The organism is Arthrobacter sp. 7Tela_A1 (assembly GCF_049311065.1).
GTDB lineage: Bacteria > Actinomycetota > Actinomycetes > Actinomycetales > Micrococcaceae > Arthrobacter_B.
In genome coordinates, this window is record NZ_JAXIOO010000044.1 from 1 (window position 1) to 19664 (window position 19664).

Below are 19664 nucleotides of genomic sequence, written 5' to 3' on the forward strand. Positions count from 1 at the left end.
GCGATATATCTGGTCATCGCGGGGCCCTGCCTTGGTCATGGGTGTTGGCAGGTAGTGGCATGGTAACGATCCTGTTTGCTGCCTGGTGGCGGGGGGGGCGGGCGCCCCCCCCCCCCCCCCCCGGCACGGCTCTATTCGACCGTCATGGATCCCAGGTCAGGAGCCTTTTCGACGAACTTGTACTTGAGCATCAGTTCACCCATGTCGTTGAGCTGTTCAGTGCGGAGTTCGGCCTCGTACTGCTCCATCTTGAGGTTTGCGGCAACTTCCGGAGGCATGGTCATGAAGTCAGGCAGGGTCGCCTTGACGTCGTCGATGTTCTCCTCGGCCTGGACCAGGAGTTCCTGCATCGCGTCCTTGAACTTGTCCACGGTCTCCGGGTTTTCAGACGCATACTTGCCGGAAGTGAAGGACACCATGGTGGGCATTCCGGGAACAGCTTCCTGGTTGGAGTAGCCGACCAGGACATTGTCCGGGTTGGAGAGTGCCTTGCTCAGGAACGGCTCGGGAAGCCAGACGGCATCCGTGTTGCCCAGCTCGAGCTGCGCTTCCATGTCCGGGAAGGGCATTTCGGAGAAGTTGATGGCGCTGGGATCGGCACCGGCCAGTGAGGCGGCTTCCATGATGGTCAGGTCGCCCTGGGTGTTGATGGCGTTGACCGTGGCGGTCTTGCCCTCCAGATCGGCAAAGGAGGTGATGCCGGAGTCTGCCCGGGCCACCACGCCATTGATGTCTTCCCCCTCCGCGTAGGAGTTGGAGTAACCCGTGACGATCTTCATGTCCAGGCCCTTGTCCTTGGCCACCATCACAGTCAGCGGGTTGCCTACGGCGAAGTTCATGCTTCCGGTGGAGACGGCCGGCAGCATGGCCGCACCTCCCTGGCCCGTCTCCAGCGTGACGTCCAGCCCGTGCTTCTCGAAGATGCCTTCCTCGATGCCGTAGTGCATGGCAGCCGACGGGGCGATCGCCAGGACACCGACTACTACCTTCTCGAGTTCGCCGCTTCCGGCGGACTCGGAAGCAGCAGGTGATCCGGACTCGCTGCCGGACAGGCTGCCGCCGCCGCAGCCTGCCAGTGCCAGCGTCGCAACGGCACCGAGCGCGAAGACCTTCGCGGACCGGCGGGTAATGAAGTGCCTCATAGCTTTCCTCTTCCTTGAGGGAGAAACGGATACTGCGGTGATGGTGCTTGGTACAGCTTTTCCTTCCCGGCCCGCGGAGGGAGCCGGAAGCTTGGGATGCTTGGGAATCAGGCGTAGAAACGGGCCAGGAATTCGGCGACGACGGCGGGACGCTCTTCGCCCTCGATCTCGATCGTGTTCGACGTCTTGATCTGCACGCCGCCCTTGACCTCGGTGACGTCTGCGATCACCGAGTGCAGCCGGACCTTGGAGCCCACCTTCACCGGGTTGGTGAACCGGACCCGGTCCAGGCCGTAATTGACCTTGGTCTTCACACCGTCCACGTCAAAGAGTGCACTCCACAGGGGGATGATCAGGGACAGGGTCAGGAACCCGTGGGCGATCGGCGCACCGAAGGGGCCGTCCTTGGCCTTCTCCGGATCGGTATGGATCCACTGGTGGTCATCCGTGGCGTCGGCAAAGGTGTTGATCTGGTCCTGGGTGATCTCGACGTAATCGGTGTAGCCCAGGTCCTTGCCGGCCAGTGCGGGCAGTTCTTCGAGGGTGACAACGGTAGCGCTCATATCGGGTTTCCTGTTTCTTGGTCGAAGCTAGTTGGAAGCGGTCTGCGGCTGGAGGTCTTCGGGCAGGGGCGGGAACTTCTCCCCCACACCCTGCTGCTGCCCGGCGAACGGGAACGCCGAGGCAAGATCCGCATAGGACCAGCCCCCGTCCCGGTACTGCGTGGCCACAGCCTCGGGATGGGACCACAACTGCAAACGATCCCCGCCCACACCAATCGCCTGACCGGTAATCCCCGCAGCTTCCTCCGACGCCAGGAACGCCACCAAACCGGCCACATCCTCCGCCGTACCAAAACCCAGGTCCTTGCGGAAGAAATCAGGCATCGCCTCACCGCGCTCATCCGCCTCCACCGCGGCCGCGAAATACGGGACCGTCTTCGTCATCGCCGTCGCCGCCACCGGAATCACCGCATTAGCGGTCACGCCGGCCTTCTTCATCTCCATCGCCCAGGTCCGCACCATGCCCACGATCCCGGCCTTCGCCGCAGCGTAGTTGGTCTGCCCGAAGTTTCCGCGCTGCCCGGTCGGGGAACCAATCGTGATGATCCGGCCCGCCACATGGTGTTCCTTGAAGTAGGCGTAGGCCTCCCGCACACAGGTGAACGTCCCGCGCAGATGCACGTTGATCACCAGGTCAAAATCCTCGTCCGTCATCTTCAGCAGGCTCTTATCGCGCAGCACCCCGGCATTGGTCACCAGGATGTCCAGGCCGCCGAAGTTCTCCACCGCCGCAGCCACCAGTGCCTGCGCCGTCTCGGTGGATCCCACCGGGGCAACAACCGCCACGGCACGCCCGCCGTCGGCCGTGATCACCGCTACCGCCTCATCAGCAACGGAGGCATCGACGTCGTTCACCACCACGGCCGCACCCTGCCGGGCCAGCTCCCGGGCGTAAGCGAGGCCCAGCCCCCGCCCGCTGCCGGTAACAATCGCGACTTTGCCGTCCAGGGACATCCCAGCTCCTCAGTATTGTGTCCTACCTCACACCATAACAACGGAGATCGTTGAGAATGTCAACAGTTGTGTTTGGGCGTACTCTGGACCCATGACTCAGACCGTCCGACGGGACAATGCTGCCGCAGCTGCCGATGCCGAGACCGGGATTGAGCGGCTGTATTCCTCCGAGCTGGCGAATGAAACCGAGTTCCTGGCTGCCCGGGCCCGTTCTGTGGGTTCGCGGCGCGCCAACGAGGAGCTGGCTGCACTGGACCTCAAAGTGCGTTCGTATTCGGTGCTTTCCCTGGCCTGCAGCGGGCTGAAACCCTCACAGCGCGAACTGGCCGAGTTCCTCTTCCTGGACCCGAGCCAGATCGTGGCCCTGGTAGACGAGCTGGAGAAGCGCGGCGCCGTGAAACGCAAGGCCGACCCTCGTGACCGCCGGTCCAACATCATCACACCGACTGCCGCAGGCAAGCGCCTCTACGCGGAGGCAGCCGCCATTGTCCAGCATGCAGGAGACAGTGCCCTCGGGGCCCTCTCCGCCGCAGAAAGGGACCAGCTCCGTTCCCTGCTTCGCCGGGTGGCCTTCGCTGACCAGCAGCGCTGAGCCCTGCGCCGCTCACCCGGCTGGAGGCGCTCCCCGCAGTGACTCGTTCATGACTTCGGCGAGGGAACGGAACCGCTGATTTCCGGCAAGGTCTTCCAGGAGAACAGGTGCCCCGTCCGGGCCGCCCAGCGGAATCCGCCAGTTCGGGTATTCAGTTGACGTCCCCGGCTGGTTCTGGATGCGGGATTCCCCCACGGCATCCACAAGACCGACGCCGATGAGTGCTGACGGCGTCTCGGCGAGAAAGCGGTGCAGGGCTTCGACAGTCTCCTGTTCGCCCGCTGACTCGGAGAGCAATCCGTGTTCCCTGACCAGGTCCAGGATTGCCGACGTCGCTTCCCTGTCCAGGGCGCGTTCTTCCTCCAGCGGACGGTTCAGCAGCCCCAGGGAGTCCCTCAGCCTGACATGCTCGCCTGCAAGGTAGCCTGCGGCAGGCGGAAGGTCATGGGTACCGATCGTGGCAAGCGCCCCCGGACGATAGTCCTCAGGTTGGCGCGGTCCGTCAGCGGTGTGCTCAAACCAGAGGATCGACGTTCCGAGGACACCCCGTTCGGCAAGGTAGTCCTGGACCCAGGGCTCGAAGACCCCAAGGTCCTCACCGATCACGACGGCCCCCGCGCGCTGCGCTTCGAGGGCCAGGATTCCGACGAGCGCCTCGTGGTCGTAGTACACGTACGCGCCGTGGCCGGGTGCCTCGCCGCGCGGGATCCACCAGAGCCGGAACAGGCCGAGGATATGGTCCACCCGGACTCCACCGGCATGACGCAGGACCGTGCGAAGCATGTCCCGGTATGCCCCGTAACCGCTTTCAGCCAGCCGGTCCGGGTCCCAGGGCGGCTGGCTCCAATCCTGCCCCACCTGGTTGAACATGTCCGGCGGTGCCCCCACCGAAACTTCGGGAACCAGTACATCCCGCAGGGTCCAGGCGTCCGCGCCGCCGGGATGGACGCCGACCGCCAGATCGTGCACAATTCCTATCCCCATCCCGGCTCGCCGGGCCGCACGCTGGGCGTTTTCCAGCTGCTCGTCACAGATCCACTGGAGCCACTGGTAGAACCGTATGTCCGCGGAAAGTTCAACCGCCTTCGCCCGGGCATAGTCGCTGTGCAACCCTGCTTCCCATTCCGGCGCCCCCGCCGAGGACTGCGCGGCGAGGGCACACCACAGGGCAAAACTCTCCAGTCCTGCGCCTTCGCCGCGGACGAAAGCCTGGAACTGCTGCTCGCGGGAGGGGCTGCGCGGCACCTGGTACACCTCGCGCAGGCTCTGGAGTTTGGCCGCATAGGACGTATCCCGGTCAAGCAGCCTGGCATCATGGTTCAGCGCCTGCTGGCCGGCGGCCCGGGCTTCGATTCCGGCACGGGTCGCGGACGGAAGATAGCTGTATTCCGGGACGGCCTCCACCCTGATGTAGAGCGGGTTGAAGAAACGCCGCGTCGCGGGAAGATAGGGCGAGTCCTCGACATGAGGCACCGGTTCCGCCGCATGGAGCGGATTGATCAGGATAAATCCGGCACCCGAAACACCCGAGATGGCGGAAAGGTCAGCAAGGTCGGCCAAGTCGCCGACCGCCCAGGAACGTTCGGAGCGGACGGAATACAGCTGGGCCATGATGCCCCAGTTCCGTTCCTGTCCCCCGCGTCCGGGACCGGGCAGCCGGTCCGGCGTAACCACCAGCACGGAGTCGGCCTGGACTCCGCCTGTGTCAACGTGCAGCCGGTGCCAGCCCAGCGGAAGCTCCGCCGGCAGTGCCAGCTGTGTGCGCTGGATTTCGGTTCCGTCGACGACGGCGGATTCCTCCGGTTCGCCGGGCGAGGGCAGCTGCGCCGTGCCCCCGTCCTCGAGGTCGATCCATGCCCGCACAGTGGTTCCCGGTGCCACGTGGACAGCCACGGATACGGGGTGTCCCGCCCGCACCACCACTGTCGGAGGCAGTACCCTCCGCCAAGGACCGGCCAGGGCCTCCCGCAGCGATTCCTCAGCCTGCGCCGGCGTATCCGCCGGAGCTCCCCGTGCCGCGAGGATTGTCCTCAGGGTTGTGTCCGAAACATCTTGCCGGCCGCCGTTCCAGCCGGTGAACGTCGTGGCCACCCGCTTGGCTTCCGCGAGCTGTTCCAGGACAGCGCGGCCGGCGGATGCCCCACCGGTATCTTCACTTACGGCGTTCATGTGGTCTCCACAGTCATGCCTGCCAATCTAGGCGTTTGCCGCTGATCCCGACAGACCAGCGGACGGTCAGCGGGATCTGCCCGGGGATGGTGGAAATCAGGGGCGCTTTTCCACCAGCCGCCAGACGTCCTGGTATTCGGAATGGTCGGCATAGGGAGCAGCCAAAGCAGCCAAAGCCAGCGTGGTCCACTCCAGTTCGTCTGCGTAGGCACGGCTGCCGTCCTCCGTCTCCTGCAGCATCCTGGACAGGGCATTGCGGCGTGCACCGCCAATGATGTCGATCAGCATCAGCTTCGCTTCGCATTCCCGCAGGAGCCGTTCCTCATACCAGCGGTCCGAGAGTGAAATCTCGGAACCGCCCAGCAGCTTGCGGGACTCCGCGGCGTCTTCGTGAAAGCGCGTTAGCAGGAAATCCACGATGTCCATGGCCCAGACTTTACCCTCCGGACAACCCTGCGTCAGGGGGGCGATACCGCTTTGGGAATATTTGGGGGCAGTTGATCGGTTGACATAACTAGGCCCCCTTAGGAACTGTCCAGGAGTAAAAAGCTTGCCCTCAGCCATCCCGTCCCCATCTACCTCCAATACCTCTGCCCGCCGCATCCGCAATATCAGTTCGATCCACCGCGGAGACCACGTTGAAGTCCGCAGCGGCGGCCACGTCTACTATCGGGGAGAAGTGCGGGATACGGCCCCTGGGCTGGCTACGCTGTGGCTGCGCGACGAAGAGTCCGGAACGCACACGGCGGTAAGCACCGAGGATTACACCATCTGGCGGACCCTCCCCTAGCTCCGCTCCCCGGCCCCGGAACGGGCGCTGCTACCAGTCAATCAACGCGCCTGCACTGATGTTGATCGTTGCTGCCGTCACACTCGCTGCCATGTCCGACGCCGCGAAGACCGCCGCGTTCCCGACGTCGTCGAGCGTCGCGGCACGGCCCAGCATCGTGGCACCCTGAATCGCGGCGGCAATGTCCTCCCGACCTTCCAGGTCCGCGGGCAGCGACTCCGGTATGCCGCCGGAACGCAGGGTCACCACTCGAATGCCGTGCGGCCCCAGTTCGACGGCGAGCTGGCGGCGCATTGCTTCAATCGCTTCAAAGGCCGTGATGAGGCCGCCCAGGTGTTGTCCCGGATTCTGGGTCCCTGATCCGCCGAAGGCCAGTATGACTCCGGAGCCCTGTTCCATCATGTGCCGGGCAGCAGCCTGGGCAGTGATGAGGGTTGCCTGGACTGCGGTGGACACCGGTCGCAGGTAGTCCTCCACATACATGGCGGCCATCGGAGTTCCCTGAACATCCCCGTGCTGGATGACGTTGACGGAGATATCCAGGCTTCCGGCGCTGGAGGCGACGTCGTCGGCATGCGCGTTGACCGCCTCCTGGTTCAGCGCGTCCAGGACGGCAGTTTCCGCCAGCCCGCCCGCTTCCCGGATCTGCTCGGCGACGGAGTGCAACGGTTCGGCGTGCCTGCCGACCAGGAAAACCCGTGCACCTTCACGGGCGAACGCCCTGCCGACCGCACCGCCGATCGAGCCGCCGCCGCCGTAAATGATTGCGTTCCTGCCGTTGAGCAGCATGAGGTGTCCTTTGCCCGAACCTGTGCGGGCCACCATCATGGCACCGGCGCGGCGGCGGGACCAGCGTCCCTCCGCCAACCGCTGCTGCCGCTGCTGCTAAAGAGCCAGCGTCCACGCGACATCTTCGACGGAGACGTCCTCCAGCCGTCCCGGCGTCCATGCCGGAGCATCCCGGTCAATCAGCCGGGCCCGGACTCCTTCACGGAAATCCGGCCGGCCGATCATCCGGTCCGCCATGGTCAGGTCCCGGGCCAGCACCTTCTCCAGCACAGGATCCTGCGCTGCTGCGCGCAGCGCAGCCAGGGCAACTGACAAGGAGAACGGTGCCATACACCGGATCGCCTTCGCAGCTTCGGCAGCCGCTGGTGCCCCGTGACGGTCCAGACGTTCGAGAATGAGCTGCAGGTCCGTTCCCGCATAGCATTCGTCGATCCAGTCCTGTTCAGCCGCGAGCGGCGCTTCAGGCGGCTCGACGGCGAAATCCGCCACCACGGCGGCAGCGTCGGAAGGCGATTCCTCCAGTTCGGCAGCCAAGGCGGGAAGCAACCCGGAGGGGACGTAGTAGTCCGCAAAGCCGCACAGGATGGCATCAGCACCCGTCATGGTGCCGGCAGTCAGGGCCAGATGGGTGCCCAGTTCGCCGGGTGCCTGGGCCAGGAGCAGGGCGCCGGCGCAGTCCGGGCTGAAGCCGATCCGGACTTCCGGCATGGCGGCCTGGGTCCGTTCGGTGACGATCCGGATGCCGGCATGGCCGGACACTCCGATGCCACCGCCCATGACGACGCCGTCCATCACTGCGACATAGGGCTTCGGGAAGGACGCTACGGCGGCGTTGAGGGCATATTCTGCGCTCCAGAACTCTATTGCTTCGGCGTCTGTTCCGGCGGCAATGGCACGGATGTCCCCGCCGGCACACAAGCCGCGGTCACCGGCACCCACGAGCAGGACGGCGCGGACGGCGTCGTCCGCTGCCCAGTCCTGCAGCACCCGGTCCATGGCCTTCACCATGTGCACGTTCATCGCGTTCAAGGCCCGCGGCCGGTTCAGGCGGATGGTTCCCAGGCCACCGGAAATCCACGCGAGAAGTTCGTCGGTAGCGTGGGCGGAAGGCCGGGGCAAAGTGGCGGGGGGCATTAAATCCATGATGTTTAGCATCCCAAATAATGCGGCCCGGCCCCAACTCCGTAGAATCCTCACCGCAACAGCAAACCGGCTGCAGGCGGGCAGCCTGCAGCCGGTTCACCAGAGATTCCTACCAGCGGACCTTACGCTCCCGCGGGCCCTGACGGCCGTTGGCATGGTTCGGTTTTCCTCCCTTGCCAAGGCTTTGCCAGCCTGGCAGGTTCGCCTCGGCCGACTTGGCGGAAGCCAGGCGGCGCAGGCCTTCCTCGCTAAGCCTCCGGGCGGCTGCGGGCGCGATGTTGACCTGCAGTTCCGGTTCAGTGGACGTCTGGGTGGACACTTCGGTGGGTTTCTTGATCGGCTTCGTCATGGTCTTAGCTCCAGATCTTCTGAGGCTTGCCGGGGACAGGCTGTGCCCTTCCGGGCGTGCGGAGGCGTTACGCCATCAGCAGTTTTCGAGGTGCAGACGGAAGGACTCGGAGGCCAAAGCCTCAACAAGCTGTGTACTGTGCGGTCTGCTTAGAGCGACGCGGACCGGCGGGGATAACCCAGGGCTTCCCGGCCGGCGCGCAGTTCGCTACTCGAAAATGAGCATGTCCATGCCGAGGACCGTAACAGCCCGGGACAGCGAAAACCAGAGGCAGCACAAAACCCTTTCCGGCTTACGGCCCCTCGGACCAGGGCACCCCGGATCAGGGCACCCCGGGCGTCACATCGGCAATGGGACTCGGGGTGCCGAAGCGGTGCGCCGTGATGCTGATGGCCTGTTCGTGCAGGAACGGCAGCAGTTCCACCCGCCCCGACTCGGTCACCGGCTGAATGTAGACCGCAACGTCCGGGCGTCCCCTGACAGCAGCGGCGAGAGCGAGCCGGTTCCCGCCCAGCAGCCGGATGCGGGCCGGCAGCCCGCCGTCAAACCCCGATCCGGAACCCAGGCGGGCAAGCCAGCCGGCGTCATCCTCCACACTCACCCGGTAGCCGCGGCCGGCGAGCAGCGCGCAGATCCCCGAAGGCAGCGGGAACGGAACCGAAACGGTCACCGGCGCACCCGCGCGCAGGCCTGCAGACAGCACCCGCAGCAGGCCCGCCTCCGCCTCTCCCTCCGCAAGCCGGACATGGACGGCGACCGGAAGGTAGCGCAGCAGGTTCCGCTCCGCGAGCAGGCCGGAAACGTCACGCACCTGACCGTACCCTGCACGCCAGGCGGCCGCGTCACTGGCCGCCGAGCGGGCCAGGAAATCCATCTCCGCTGCGGAGTAGCTTCCGGAGAGGTCCGCCTCGGCGAGCAGGGCAACCGCGTCCTGTTCGGGCTGCGCGTCCGCCGTGGACGGGCGGGATGTCCAGCTGCCCAGGCCCAGCAGGTAATTGGGTCCACCGGCCTTGGTGCCCGCGCCCACTGAGGATTTCTTCCACCCGCCAAAGGGTTGCCGCCGCACAATCGCCCCGGTGATTCCCCGGTTCACGTAGAGGTTTCCGGCCTGCACCTTCCCGGTCCAGAAGCGTATTTCCTCCGGATCCAGGGAATGCAGTCCTGCCGTCAGCCCGTACTCGACCTGGTTCTGCAGTTTCACGGCTTCCTCGAGGGTGGACGCCCGCATCACCCCAAGCACGGGTCCGAAATACTCGGTGAGGTGGAACTCGGAGCCCGGACGGACCCCGGCCCGGATCCCAGGGCTCCAGAGCCGGCCTTCGACGTCGAGTTTCTGCGGCTGCAGGACCCAGGACTCCCCCGGACCCAGTTTCGTTAGGCCGCGCAGCAGTTTGCCGGCAGCGGGCTCGACCACGGGGCCCATCTGCGTTTCGGGATCCTCCGGGCGCCCCACCACCAGTGACTGCACAGCGTCCAGGAGTTGGTGGTGGAAACGCCGGGATTCAGCCACGGAGCCCACCAGGATCACCAGCGACGCGGCCGAACACTTCTGCCCGGCGTGCCCGAAGGCCGACGCAGCGACGTCCCGGGCGGCGAGGTCGAAGTCGGCGCTCGGAGTCACCACAATGGCGTTCTTGCCCGAGGTCTCTGCCAGCAGCGGCAGGTCGGGGCGGAAGGACCGGAAGAGTTCCGCGGTCTCATAGGCTCCCGTGAGGATGACGCGGTCCACCAGCGGGTGGGAGATGAGCTGGCGGCCAAGCTCGGACTCCCCCAGCTGCACGAACCGCAGGACATCCCGCGGCACACCGGCCTCCCACAGCGTTTCGGCCAAGACTGCACCGCAGCGGCTGGCCGGGCCGGCAGGCTTCAGCACAACGGCCGAACCGGCAGCCAGGGCCGCGAGGGTGGAGCCGGCCGGGATGGCGACCGGGAAGTTCCAGGGCGGGGTGACCACGGTGAGGCGGGACGGGTGGAAGAACGCTCCGTCGACGTCGTCGAGCTCCTCGGCACGCGCGGCGTACCAGAGTGCGAAGTCGATCGCCTCGGATACCTCCGGGTCGCCCTGGTCCAGTGTCTTGCCGGCCTCCGCAGCCATGACCTCCAGAAACTGGGCGCGCCGGGCTTCCAGTCCTTCGGCGGCACGGCGGAGGACAGCAGCACGGCCCCTGCCGCCGAGCGCGCCCCACTCGGCCTGGGCCGCGGCAGCTCCGGCCAGGATCTCCTCGAGTTCCTCTTCGGTTTCTATCCGGGACGCGGCCAGGGACAGCAGCCCGAGCTCGGAGCCTGGAACCCGGGCCAGGATCTCCCTCCCCCAGATCCGGTTGGCGGGAAGGGAGGGGTCTGTGTCCGGGGTGTTCTCGAATCCTTCTCCGGGCGGGACGGGCGGCAGGGTGCGGTCCTGGCGGCGGTTCGGTTCAGGGACCGAACCGTCCAGCCCGTCCAGGGAGGAGAGGAAACGCTGCCGTTCCCGCTCGAACAGCGTGTCATCGGAGGCGAGGTCGAACACGGCGGACATGAAGTTCTCGCTGCTGGCACCCTCCTCGAGCCGGCGCACCAGGTACGCGATGGCGACGTCGAACTCTGACGGATGCACCACCGGGGTGTAGAGCAGCAGGTGCCCGACGTCGGCCTTGACCACCTCTGCCTGGGCGGCGGCCATACCCAGGAGCATCTCGACGTCGATACCTTCCCGCACCCCGCGGCGTCCGGCCAGCAGCCAGGCGTAGGCGATGTCGAAGAGGTTGTGTCCGGCAACTCCGAGCCGGACGTTGGCAATCCGTTCGGGCTGCAGGGCGTAGTCCAGGACCCGTTTGTAGTTGGTATCCGTTTCCTGCTTGCTGCCCCACGTGGCCAGGGGCCAGCCGTGCAGCGAGGCCTCAACGGCTTCCATCGGAAGGTTCGCGCCCTTGACCAGCCGCACCTTGATTCCAGCCCCGCCGCCGGCGCGGCGTTCGGCGGCGAAACCCTGAAGCCGCTGCATCGCGCCAAGCGCGTCCGGCAGGTACGCCTGGAGGACCAACCCGGCTTCGAGCCGGTGGAACTCGGGACGGGAGAGCAGCTTCATGAACACGGCCATGGTCAGCTCCAGGTCCTTGTACTCCTCCATGTCCAGGTTGATGAACTTGGGCCGGGCAGCGCCGGCCGCGAGCCGGTAGAGGGGCGTGAGTGTCTCGACGACGTCGGCGACGGCCTCGTCGAAAGCCCAGGGCGCATGCGGTGCGACGGTGGAGGAAACCTTAATCGAGACGTAGTCCACGTCCTCACGTTCGAGCAGGCGCCGGGTTCCCTCCAGCCGGCGTGCCGCTTCCGTACGGCCCAGCACAGCTTCACCCAGGAGGTTCATGTTCAGGCGGACACCGTCGCGGCGGATGTGCCTGATGCTTTTTCCCAGCCGGGCATCAGTGGCGTCGATAATCAGGTGCCCGACCATCCGCCTCAGCACCGCCCGGGCAGCGGGGACGACAATGCCGGGCACCACGGGCGCCAGGACGCCCCCGGCACGAACGGCTGCGCGCATGTACCAGGGCAGGAAGCCCGGGACCCTCGGTGCCAGCGCGGCAAGGTTCCGGGCAGCGACCGAGAGGTCTTCGGGACGCACGACCCCGTCCACGAATCCGACGGTGAATTCGAGTCCGCCCGGGTCCTTCAGGATTCCTGCCAGCTGGGCTGCGGAGGCATCCACGCGGATGGTGGATGCCTCCGAGAGCCAGCGGCGGACAAGCTGGACTGTTTCCTCTGCCAGATCAGCCGAGCGTGGGTCGGACGGGTTTCCGGCGTCGCTGCCGGACGATGACGAAATAGCATGGGTCATACCCCCAGTATTGGAGCCATGGCCCTGTTCCGGAAGGGGCCCGGCTCCCACCTGCGGTTATACCGGCCGAGGTGGGAGCCGGGGACAGACCCTCGGTTATGCCTGCGGGTAGGCTGCGTACTGCTGCTGGGCTCCGGCGTCGAAGCGTGCGCCTTCGGGCTTGCTGGGCAGGAGCGTGAAGACCAGGATGATGAGGCCACCGACGAAGGGGACCAGCCCCAGCAGTGCCATCCAGCCCGAGAAGCCGCCGTCATGCAGTCGGCGGACCAGGAGCGCAATGCCGGGAACCAGGACGCCGAGCGAGAAGGCCAGCAGCAGCAGTGCGGCAATGATGCCGAGGCCCGTCGGCTCTCCATAGGAATTCACGCCAAGGTTCGTAATGACGGCCAGGGCGGTGTAGACCACGAAGTTGAACAACATGTACCACCAGTATTCGCTGCGGCTCGCACGGCCGGAGAAGGTGGCGTATTTCTTGAAGAACCGCTTGACGGCTTCACCGAAGCTGGCGCCGTAGAGCGGCTGGGAAAGATCCGCCGGCCCGGGCTGGGCCGGGGCGTACGGGTTGTGGGCAGACTGATGAGACATGATTTCCCCCTGGTAGTACGCAGCGCTAAGTCTGCTTAGAACTTTGACGCAGGGAGCCTACCCCAAATCCTCCGATGCGTCGACTCCGCGGCGTGCAACGTTCCTGCAGGTCAGCGCGGGATTTCGTGCGAACGCATGGGATCCCTGCCGGAACAGGAAAAGACCCCGCAGCCGGGAAGGCCTGCGGGGTCTTTTCCTTGGGAGCCTGGCTCCTCACAACCCGGGTCTGGAATCAGCGCGAGCTGCCCGACCCTGAATCGTGACCCGAACCGGAACCGCCCGATCCTGAATCGTGGCCGGATCCGGAACTGTGATGCCCGGAGCCGTGGTCTGACCCCGTGGACATGTTGCGCCCGGCGGCATCATCCACTTCGGTGTCGATCTTCTCCTTCTGCACTTCTTCGCTCACGGTCTCCGTCCCGCTCACAGTTTCGGTGCCCAGTCGGATACGCTCCACCGGTTCGGTGTGCTTCTCGACGACAGGCTCCTCGCTGTGCAGGGTAACTTCGTACTCGTCCTCCCGCAGCTCCGGACCGCGCATCGCGGCTTCCCGGTTGGCGTCAGTGATGGGCTCACGCTCGATCACGACCTCTTCGTGGCTCACCGGCACTTCCGTGGTGACGGTGTCCGTCACCGTGTACTTGCGCAGCCGGGCCTTGCCGGTCTCGCGGCGCTGGGTGCCGACGTCGAGCCGCTCTTCCGAACGGGTCATGGCATCGTCCACGTTCGAACCGCTGTGCTCTGAGAGGTTCGCGGAGCCGGTGCCCGAGCCGCTGCCCATTCCGGACCCGCTCCCCGAGCCGCCCATACCCGAACCTGACCCCATGCCCGCTCCCGACGTCCCGGTGCCGGAAGTACCTGAGCCGGAGCTGTGATCGTCATGGAACATGCCCGACGATTGCCCGTCCGTACCCGAAATGGTGTCCGTCTCGGACTCGATCAGGGTGTCCGTCCCGCCGTCTGCTTCCATCGACTCAGTGCCGGAGCTTCCGTCGTCGTAGGTAAAGCCGTAGTAACGATAGAGAGTGACTTCCTCCTCGGCACTGATGGAGCCGTCGCTTTCGATCTGGGGGGCGTTCTTCACTTCCTCCTTGGAGTAGGGCACCAGCACATCCATGCCCTCCACGGTCGCCTCGCTGAGGGGGACAAAGGTCTCGTTGGAACCGAAGAGCCCGGTATTTACCGTCACCCAGGCGGGCTCGTTCGTCTGGTCATCGAGGTAGAACGTTCCCACGGATCCGATTTTGTCTCCGTTGGGACCGAGCACGTTTCCCGAAGAGGCCATGAGTCCTTCGACTTGCTGATTGCTGATCATCGTGTTGTTCTCCTTCGGCAGCGGATGTACGCCGGGGACCCCCGGCGCATGGAATTCACGATCAGTTGGAGCCACTTCCATCCCTGCTGCTTCCGCCCGCAGCGGCCTGGTTACCGGTTCATCGGCGCATGTCCGTGGCTTTGTCACGGCCTTCGTGTTCGGGCCGGGCCTGCACTACCAAGCCTACTTATTATTCCACTGCCTGTGTATAGGCGCCCCAAGATGAACCCGGCACGCCGAAGGGCCGGCCACCATGCGGCGGCCGCCCCTTCGGCGTGCTTCTGGACTGGAGACTGAGCCTATCTAGATGGTGCCCGTCAGCGAGTCGCGGACCTGCTTCCGCAGCACCTTCCCCAGCATCGATTTGGGCAGCTCCTCGATCGCCACGATGCGGCGGGGAACCTTGTAGGGGGTGAGCCGTTCGCGGCAGAAGGCACGCAGTGCCTGTTCATCCAGTTTGGTGTCCGGCTGCATCACGACGGCGGCAACTACCTGCTCGCCGCCGGCTCCCCGTTCCAGGCCCACCACGGCGACGTCGGCGACGTCCTGGTTGCTGCGGATGACTTCTTCGACTTCGGACGGGGAGACATTGAACCCTCCCGTGATGATGAGCTCCTTGCGGCGGTCCACCACCTTCACGAAACCGTCTTCGTCCACCGTGACGATGTCCCCGGTGCGCAGCCAGCCGTCCTCGGTCAGGACTTCTTCGGTTTCCTCGGGATTGTTCCAGTACCCGGAAAACACCTGCGGTCCGCTGATCAGCAGTTCCCCGGGTTCGCCGGGCGGAACGTCCCGGGAAAGATCGTCCGGATCCGCCACCCGCATGTGCGTGCTCGGGAAAGGCACGCCGATGGTTCCGTTCCGGCGGCTTTCTGCGAATGGGTTGCCCAGGGCCACCGGGGAGGATTCGGTCAACCCGTAGCCTTCAACCAGCAGTCCGCCGGAGACCTCTTCCCACAGCTCAACAGTCGTCGACGAAAGCGTCATCGCCCCGGAAATCGCGTAGCGGATGGTGGAGATGTCGATGCCGCGCTTCTTGGACTCGATCGCCACCTTTTCGTAGATGGGCGGCACGGCGCAGAAGACGGTGGGCTTGGACTTCTTCGCCGCATCCAGGACCAGGTCAACGTCGAACTTCGGAAACAGCACCAGCCGGGAACCCGTGAGCATGGCAAACGTCAGGTACAGGGTCAGGCCAAAGGCGTGGAACATGGGCAGCACGCCGTAGATGACCTCTTCCCCTTCCTTGGCTCCGTGCATCCAGGCCTGTCCCTGCAGGGCATTGGCACGCAGGTTGTAGTGGCTGAGCATCACGCCCTTGGGCATGCCGGTGGTCCCGGAGGTGTACTGCAGGGCGGCGAGGTCGTTGACCGTCGGCTTGGGGTGCAGCGGGTCGATCGGATCGTTGGCAAGCAGTTTTTCCCAGGGGATGGTGTGCTCGGTCTTGGTGGTGAGGCCCGCACGGGTCCGGCGGAGGGACGGAATCGGCAGGCGCAGGCCAATCCGCTTCAACCGCGGCATGGCCTTGGTGATGTCCACGGCAATGATGTTGGGAACCGTGACGTCGTCGGGGAAGTCCTGGATTTTCTCGACGGCCTTGTCCCAGACGATCGCGACCTGCGCGCCGTGGTTCTCAAACTGGTGGCGCAGCTCGCGCTCGGTGTACAGCGGGTTGTGTCCGACGACGACGCCGCCCAGCCGCAGGACCGCATAGAACGCGACAAGGTACTGGGGGCAGTTGGGCAGGATGATCGCGACCCGGTGTCCATGGCGGACCCCGAGCTTCCGCAGGCCTTCGGCTGCACGGTTGATCTGGTCGCCCAGCTGCTCATACGTGGTCTCGGCGCCAAAGAACTCCAGGGCCACCTTGGGGCCGAACCGGGCAACGGCGTCTTCCACCATTGCGGTCAGCGATTCCGTCGGCAGTTCGATTTCTGCCGGCACGCCGGGCTGGTAGTGCTTAACCCACAGCGGTTCTTGGGCAGCGGTCATGAGAAGGAGCTCCTTAGTTCGGTACTTTCCGACTATATTCCAGTTCGGGCATAGGCAGAGAAAACTCCCGCTGATGGATGGGCCGGAGTTACGCTTCTGCGGCGAGCGCCCCCAAATAGGCGGCCAGTGTCCGGGGAGCGGAGACGGGTGCTGCAGCCTCAACCACGGCGTTGTAGTTCGTATTGGTGTTCACGTCATAGGTGAGGAGCCGGCCGTCAGCGGCCTCGATGAATTCAATGCCGCACACTTCCAGACCCGTCCGGCGGGCGAACTCCTCATAGGCGGCGATGATGGGGTGGTCGAATCCCTCCCGCAGGCTGAAGAGCTGGGTGTCGGGTTCCGGCGCGATCGATGCACCCGGCGGCATGATCGGCCTGCCGGTGGAGGGGTCGATCGCGCAGGCGTCGGCAGGGCAGAGCTGGAAGCCGCCGCGGGCGGTATCTGCCTGGATGGCGTAGACGAATTTTCCTCCAACCAGCTCGACCCGGCTGATGAACGGTTCCGCTGCCTGGATGAACTCCTGCACCAGCGTGATGCCGTCCGCAGGTTCCTCGAACTCCTCCGAAGCCACATAGTCGGCCAGCTCACCGTGGGATTCGAACTTGCGGACTCCCAGGCCCTTGCCGCCCTGGTTGTGCTTCAGGATGAACGGCACCGGGAATTCCTTGGCCGCAGCGAGGATCTGGCTGCGGCCGATCGCCGCGACGGTGCGGGGCGTCTCGATGCCTGCGGCACGCAGGGCGGTCAGCTGGTCCACCTTGCTCATTTCCAGCTCCAGCACGCGGCGGCCGTTGACCGTGCGGCGGCCGTGGGCCTCCAGCCAGGCAAGTACGGCGCGGGCATAATCCTTGGACAGGCCGTGTCCGCGGGTGTGGGAGGAAGCGCTGATCCGTGACCAGAAAATCCCCTCCGGTGGTGCTGCGTCCAGGTCCAGGACGCCGTCAGTCAGCAGCCATTCGTGCACCTCCACGCCCTCCGCCTCGAAGGCCCTGGCGAAGGGCGGGAACCATTCGGGATTCTCGTGCAGGGCGTATACAGGCAGTGCCATTTCAAGAGCCTTTCGGAGCATAGGTGCGTGCTTGGGAGCCTACTGGAAACCAGGCGTGCACGCTCTCAGCGGCCCCGTCCGGCGATCCTGGCTACCAACGCCTGCGGTCCCCTGCTGCCGATCGCGGCAAGGACCCGGTAACGCGTTGACGGCACGGACACACCCTTGCCGGCGAACGCGTCCTTGAGTCCCTCGCGCACCACGCGGTCCGCGTCCAGCCACATCCATTTGGGGTAGAGAGTCTTGTCCATGTCCATCCGCTGGTGGAATTCGGTATGCACGAAACCAGGGCAGACCGCCGTTACCGTGATCCCGCGGGAGTTGTAGTGCAGGTTGGCCCAGCGGCTGAAGTTGATGACCCAGGACTTCGCAGCACTGTAGGTACCGCGCGGAATGAATCCGGCCACGGAGGCGACGTTGATGATCCGGCCTCCGCCCCGGCCCAGCATCGAATTGACCGCAGCGTGGCTGAGCAGCAGGGGCGCCGTGACCAGAACGTTCAAGTGGTCAAGCTCCGTCTGGGCCGGGTTGGCATGGAAGTCGTTCTTGAGTCCGTAGCCGGCGTTGTTGACCAGGACCGCGACGTCGGGCTGTGCCACCCTGGCAGCCACTGCCTCCACACCCTGCGTGGTGGACAGGTCCGCGGGAAGCACGGTTGCCTCCACCCTGTAGCGGGATGCGAGTTCCCCCGCCTTGGCTTCCAGCCGCTCCTTATCCCGGGCGGTGAGCACAACGTTGTAGCCGCGCTCAGCCAGCTGGCGGGCGAATTCAGCGCCCAGGCCCGAGGTTGCACCGGTAATTACTGCCGTTTCAGTCATGGGGCCAGCCTGCTACGCCGCAGTGCCCAATTGCAACGCACCGCTCCGGCACCGGAACTCATTGCCGCTGCCCCTCCCCCGTCCTACCGTGGAACTAGCGGCCCTTTCCTTTGGCGGCCCGCCTCAGGCAGAGGCGGACAGGGCAGGAGCACCTGTGAATGGGAGGCCAGTGCACCCCTTTCCCTATACCGACCGGTCCGAGGCCGGGCGGGTTCTTGGTACTGCACTGGGGAAGTACCGCGGCACGCGCGGGCTGCTGGTCCTCGGCCTGCCGCGCGGCGGTGTGCCGGTGGCTGCTGAAGTCGCAGCCGCACTAGGCGCAGCGCTTGACGTGGTCGTGGTGCGGAAAGTGGGCCATCCCCGGCAGGCGGAGCTTGCAGCCGGTGCGCTTGCTGAGGCGGCGGGTGAAAGCGTTGCCGTCTGGAACGACGACGTCGTCCGGCACTGGCTGGACACGGAACCAGTGAGCGCCCAGGCTGAACTGGATGCCGTTGCCGCTTCGGAACGGGCAGAGCTGCTGCGCCGGTCCGCACACTACCGGTCCCGGCTTCAGCCGCAGCAGGTCTCCGGCAAGACGGTCCTTGTGGTCGACGACGGACTCGCCACCGGGGCGACCATGCGTGCCGCGCTTGCCGCGGTTCGAGGACTGGACCCGGCGTGGCTGGTGGCTGCCGCCCCCATGAGCTGCGGCCCCGCTTCCCTGGCAGCCGGGCCTGCAGACGACGTCGTGGTGCCCTGGGACGACAGCCGTCTTGCCTCGGTGGGTCAGGCCTACCGGGTCTTTGGCCAGACCAGCGATGCGGAGGTGCGGAAGGCACTCGGACTGGACTGAGTGGCTGCCTGGGCCTTCTGCGTGCCGGTGCCTGCACCGGAAATTCCGTTGCCGGCGGCACCGCGGCGTCCTCCGTACTGGTTTGGTACTCACCGCCGGAGGATAATCCAAAGAGCCAGGGGACGGATTCCGAGATCTCGGGAGGCAGGACCATGTCCATGACCCACGGAAGCGCTTACGGCTGGGGAGGACTCTCCCTTGACACCAGCGAACTCTCCTCACGGACCATATCGGCGGTGCGGACCGGCTTCGGCATAGCCGGCGGTGTTGCCCTCGTCATCGGACTCCTGATCCTCTTTTGGCCCCAGGCCACGCTGTCGGTCATCGCCTTTTTCTTTGGCCTGTACTTCCTCATCTCGGGCATAGTGCGCGTCGTCAGCGGAATTACTGCCCCCATGTCATCCGGCCTGCGGGTGCTGAACATTATTCTGGGCGTGCTGCTCTTCATCCTCGGCATCGCTGCCATCCGGAATCCGCTCTCCTCACTCGCGGTGCTGGGCATGGTGGTGGGAATAGCGTGGATCATCGAGGGGATCCTGGCGCTGACGGAGATCGAGACCGGAGGATCGCGCTGGTACGCCATAACCTTCGGAGTGCTGAGCATCATTGCCGGGGTCGTGGTGCTGTTCCTGCCGGTCGAGTCCCTGGCCGCGCTGGTGATCTTCGGTGGAATCTTCCTGGCCGTGCTGGGCATCGTCCAGCTGGTGCGGGCCATCACCTTCGGCCGCGGCACCGTGCGCGCCGCCTGACTGCACCACTCCGGACAGCGCTT

The 19664-nt window shown here is 65.6% G+C and carries 18 protein-coding genes; 4 read left to right on the forward strand and 14 right to left on the reverse strand.

Annotation, left to right across the window (positions count from 1 at the left end; all coding sequences use genetic code 11):
* Positions 1-131: 131 nt before the first annotated feature.
* The 3 genes from TVB01_RS14540 to TVB01_RS14550 form a co-directional block, all read right to left on the reverse strand.
* Positions 132-1142, reverse strand: a complete 1011-nt coding sequence (locus tag TVB01_RS14540) for an ABC transporter substrate-binding protein (RefSeq protein WP_422456620.1) — start codon at positions 1140-1142, stop codon at positions 132-134.
* Positions 1143-1249: 107 nt separating this feature from the next.
* Positions 1250-1705 carry a MaoC family dehydratase gene (locus TVB01_RS14545; RefSeq protein ID WP_422456621.1) on the reverse strand — a complete coding sequence of 152 codons (456 nt, stop codon included), beginning with the start codon at positions 1703-1705 and terminating at the stop codon, positions 1250-1252.
* 27 nt (positions 1706-1732) lie between these two features.
* A complete protein-coding gene (locus tag TVB01_RS14550; protein ID WP_422456622.1) occupies positions 1733-2659 on the reverse strand; it encodes an SDR family NAD(P)-dependent oxidoreductase in 927 nt (308 codons plus the stop codon).
* A 91-nt stretch (positions 2660-2750) separates the two neighbouring features.
* On the opposite strand from TVB01_RS14550, the gene TVB01_RS14555 reads away from it, so the two are divergent.
* Entirely contained in the window at positions 2751-3251 is a 501-nt protein-coding gene (locus tag TVB01_RS14555) for a MarR family winged helix-turn-helix transcriptional regulator (protein ID WP_422456623.1), read from the forward strand.
* Positions 3252-3263: 12 nt separating this feature from the next.
* Here the strand turns inward: TVB01_RS14555 and malQ are convergent, their stop codons facing one another.
* On the reverse strand, positions 3264-5420 hold the full coding sequence (gene malQ, locus TVB01_RS14560; protein ID WP_422456624.1) for a 4-alpha-glucanotransferase: 2157 nt from the start codon (positions 5418-5420) through the stop codon (positions 3264-3266).
* A gap of 96 nt (positions 5421-5516) precedes the next feature.
* Positions 5517-5846, reverse strand: coding sequence for a DUF6221 family protein (locus tag TVB01_RS14565; RefSeq protein ID WP_422456625.1), 330 nt, complete (start codon positions 5844-5846; stop codon positions 5517-5519).
* 124 nt (positions 5847-5970) lie between these two features.
* Here TVB01_RS14565 and TVB01_RS14570 point away from each other — a divergent pair, with 124 nt between their 5' ends.
* Positions 5971-6210 (forward strand): hypothetical protein, encoded by a 240-nt coding sequence (locus TVB01_RS14570; RefSeq protein ID WP_422456626.1) that lies wholly within the window; start codon positions 5971-5973, stop codon positions 6208-6210.
* Positions 6211-6240: 30 nt separating this feature from the next.
* Here TVB01_RS14570 and TVB01_RS14575 read toward each other — a convergent pair whose 3' ends face one another.
* From TVB01_RS14575 to TVB01_RS14615, 9 genes are all read right to left on the reverse strand, one after another.
* A complete protein-coding gene (locus TVB01_RS14575) occupies positions 6241-7077 on the reverse strand; it encodes an SDR family NAD(P)-dependent oxidoreductase (protein ID WP_422456627.1) in 837 nt (278 codons plus the stop codon).
* An 18-nt stretch (positions 7078-7095) separates the two neighbouring features.
* Positions 7096-8133, reverse strand: coding sequence for a 3-hydroxyisobutyryl-CoA hydrolase (locus TVB01_RS14580; protein ID WP_422456628.1), 1038 nt, complete (start codon positions 8131-8133; stop codon positions 7096-7098).
* Between the two features lie 118 nt (positions 8134-8251).
* Positions 8252-8491 carry a hypothetical protein gene (locus tag TVB01_RS14585; protein ID WP_422456629.1) on the reverse strand — a complete coding sequence of 80 codons (240 nt, stop codon included), beginning with the start codon at positions 8489-8491 and terminating at the stop codon, positions 8252-8254.
* Between the two features lie 322 nt (positions 8492-8813).
* On the reverse strand, positions 8814-12302 hold the full coding sequence (locus tag TVB01_RS14590; RefSeq protein WP_422456630.1) for a bifunctional proline dehydrogenase/L-glutamate gamma-semialdehyde dehydrogenase: 3489 nt from the start codon (positions 12300-12302) through the stop codon (positions 8814-8816).
* A 96-nt stretch (positions 12303-12398) separates the two neighbouring features.
* Positions 12399-12887, reverse strand: coding sequence for a DUF805 domain-containing protein (locus TVB01_RS14595; protein WP_422456631.1), 489 nt, complete (start codon positions 12885-12887; stop codon positions 12399-12401).
* Positions 12888-13119: 232 nt separating this feature from the next.
* On the reverse strand, positions 13120-14202 hold the full coding sequence (locus TVB01_RS14600) for a YsnF/AvaK domain-containing protein (RefSeq protein WP_422456632.1): 1083 nt from the start codon (positions 14200-14202) through the stop codon (positions 13120-13122).
* 303 nt (positions 14203-14505) lie between these two features.
* Positions 14506-16194, reverse strand: coding sequence for a long-chain-fatty-acid--CoA ligase (locus TVB01_RS14605; RefSeq protein WP_422456633.1), 1689 nt, complete (start codon positions 16192-16194; stop codon positions 14506-14508).
* A gap of 88 nt (positions 16195-16282) precedes the next feature.
* Positions 16283-17242 (reverse strand): ATP-grasp domain-containing protein, encoded by a 960-nt coding sequence (locus TVB01_RS14610; protein WP_422456634.1) that lies wholly within the window; start codon positions 17240-17242, stop codon positions 16283-16285.
* A gap of 65 nt (positions 17243-17307) precedes the next feature.
* Positions 17308-18060, reverse strand: coding sequence for an SDR family NAD(P)-dependent oxidoreductase (locus tag TVB01_RS14615; protein WP_422456635.1), 753 nt, complete (start codon positions 18058-18060; stop codon positions 17308-17310).
* Between the two features lie 169 nt (positions 18061-18229).
* Here TVB01_RS14615 and TVB01_RS14620 point away from each other — a divergent pair, with 169 nt between their 5' ends.
* Together TVB01_RS14620 and TVB01_RS14625 are read left to right on the forward strand one after the other, a co-directional pair.
* Entirely contained in the window at positions 18230-18892 is a 663-nt protein-coding gene (locus tag TVB01_RS14620) for a phosphoribosyltransferase family protein (RefSeq protein WP_422456636.1), read from the forward strand.
* Between the two features lie 158 nt (positions 18893-19050).
* Positions 19051-19641, forward strand: coding sequence for an HdeD family acid-resistance protein (locus tag TVB01_RS14625; RefSeq protein ID WP_422456637.1), 591 nt, complete (start codon positions 19051-19053; stop codon positions 19639-19641).
* Positions 19642-19664: the final 23 nt, after the last annotated feature.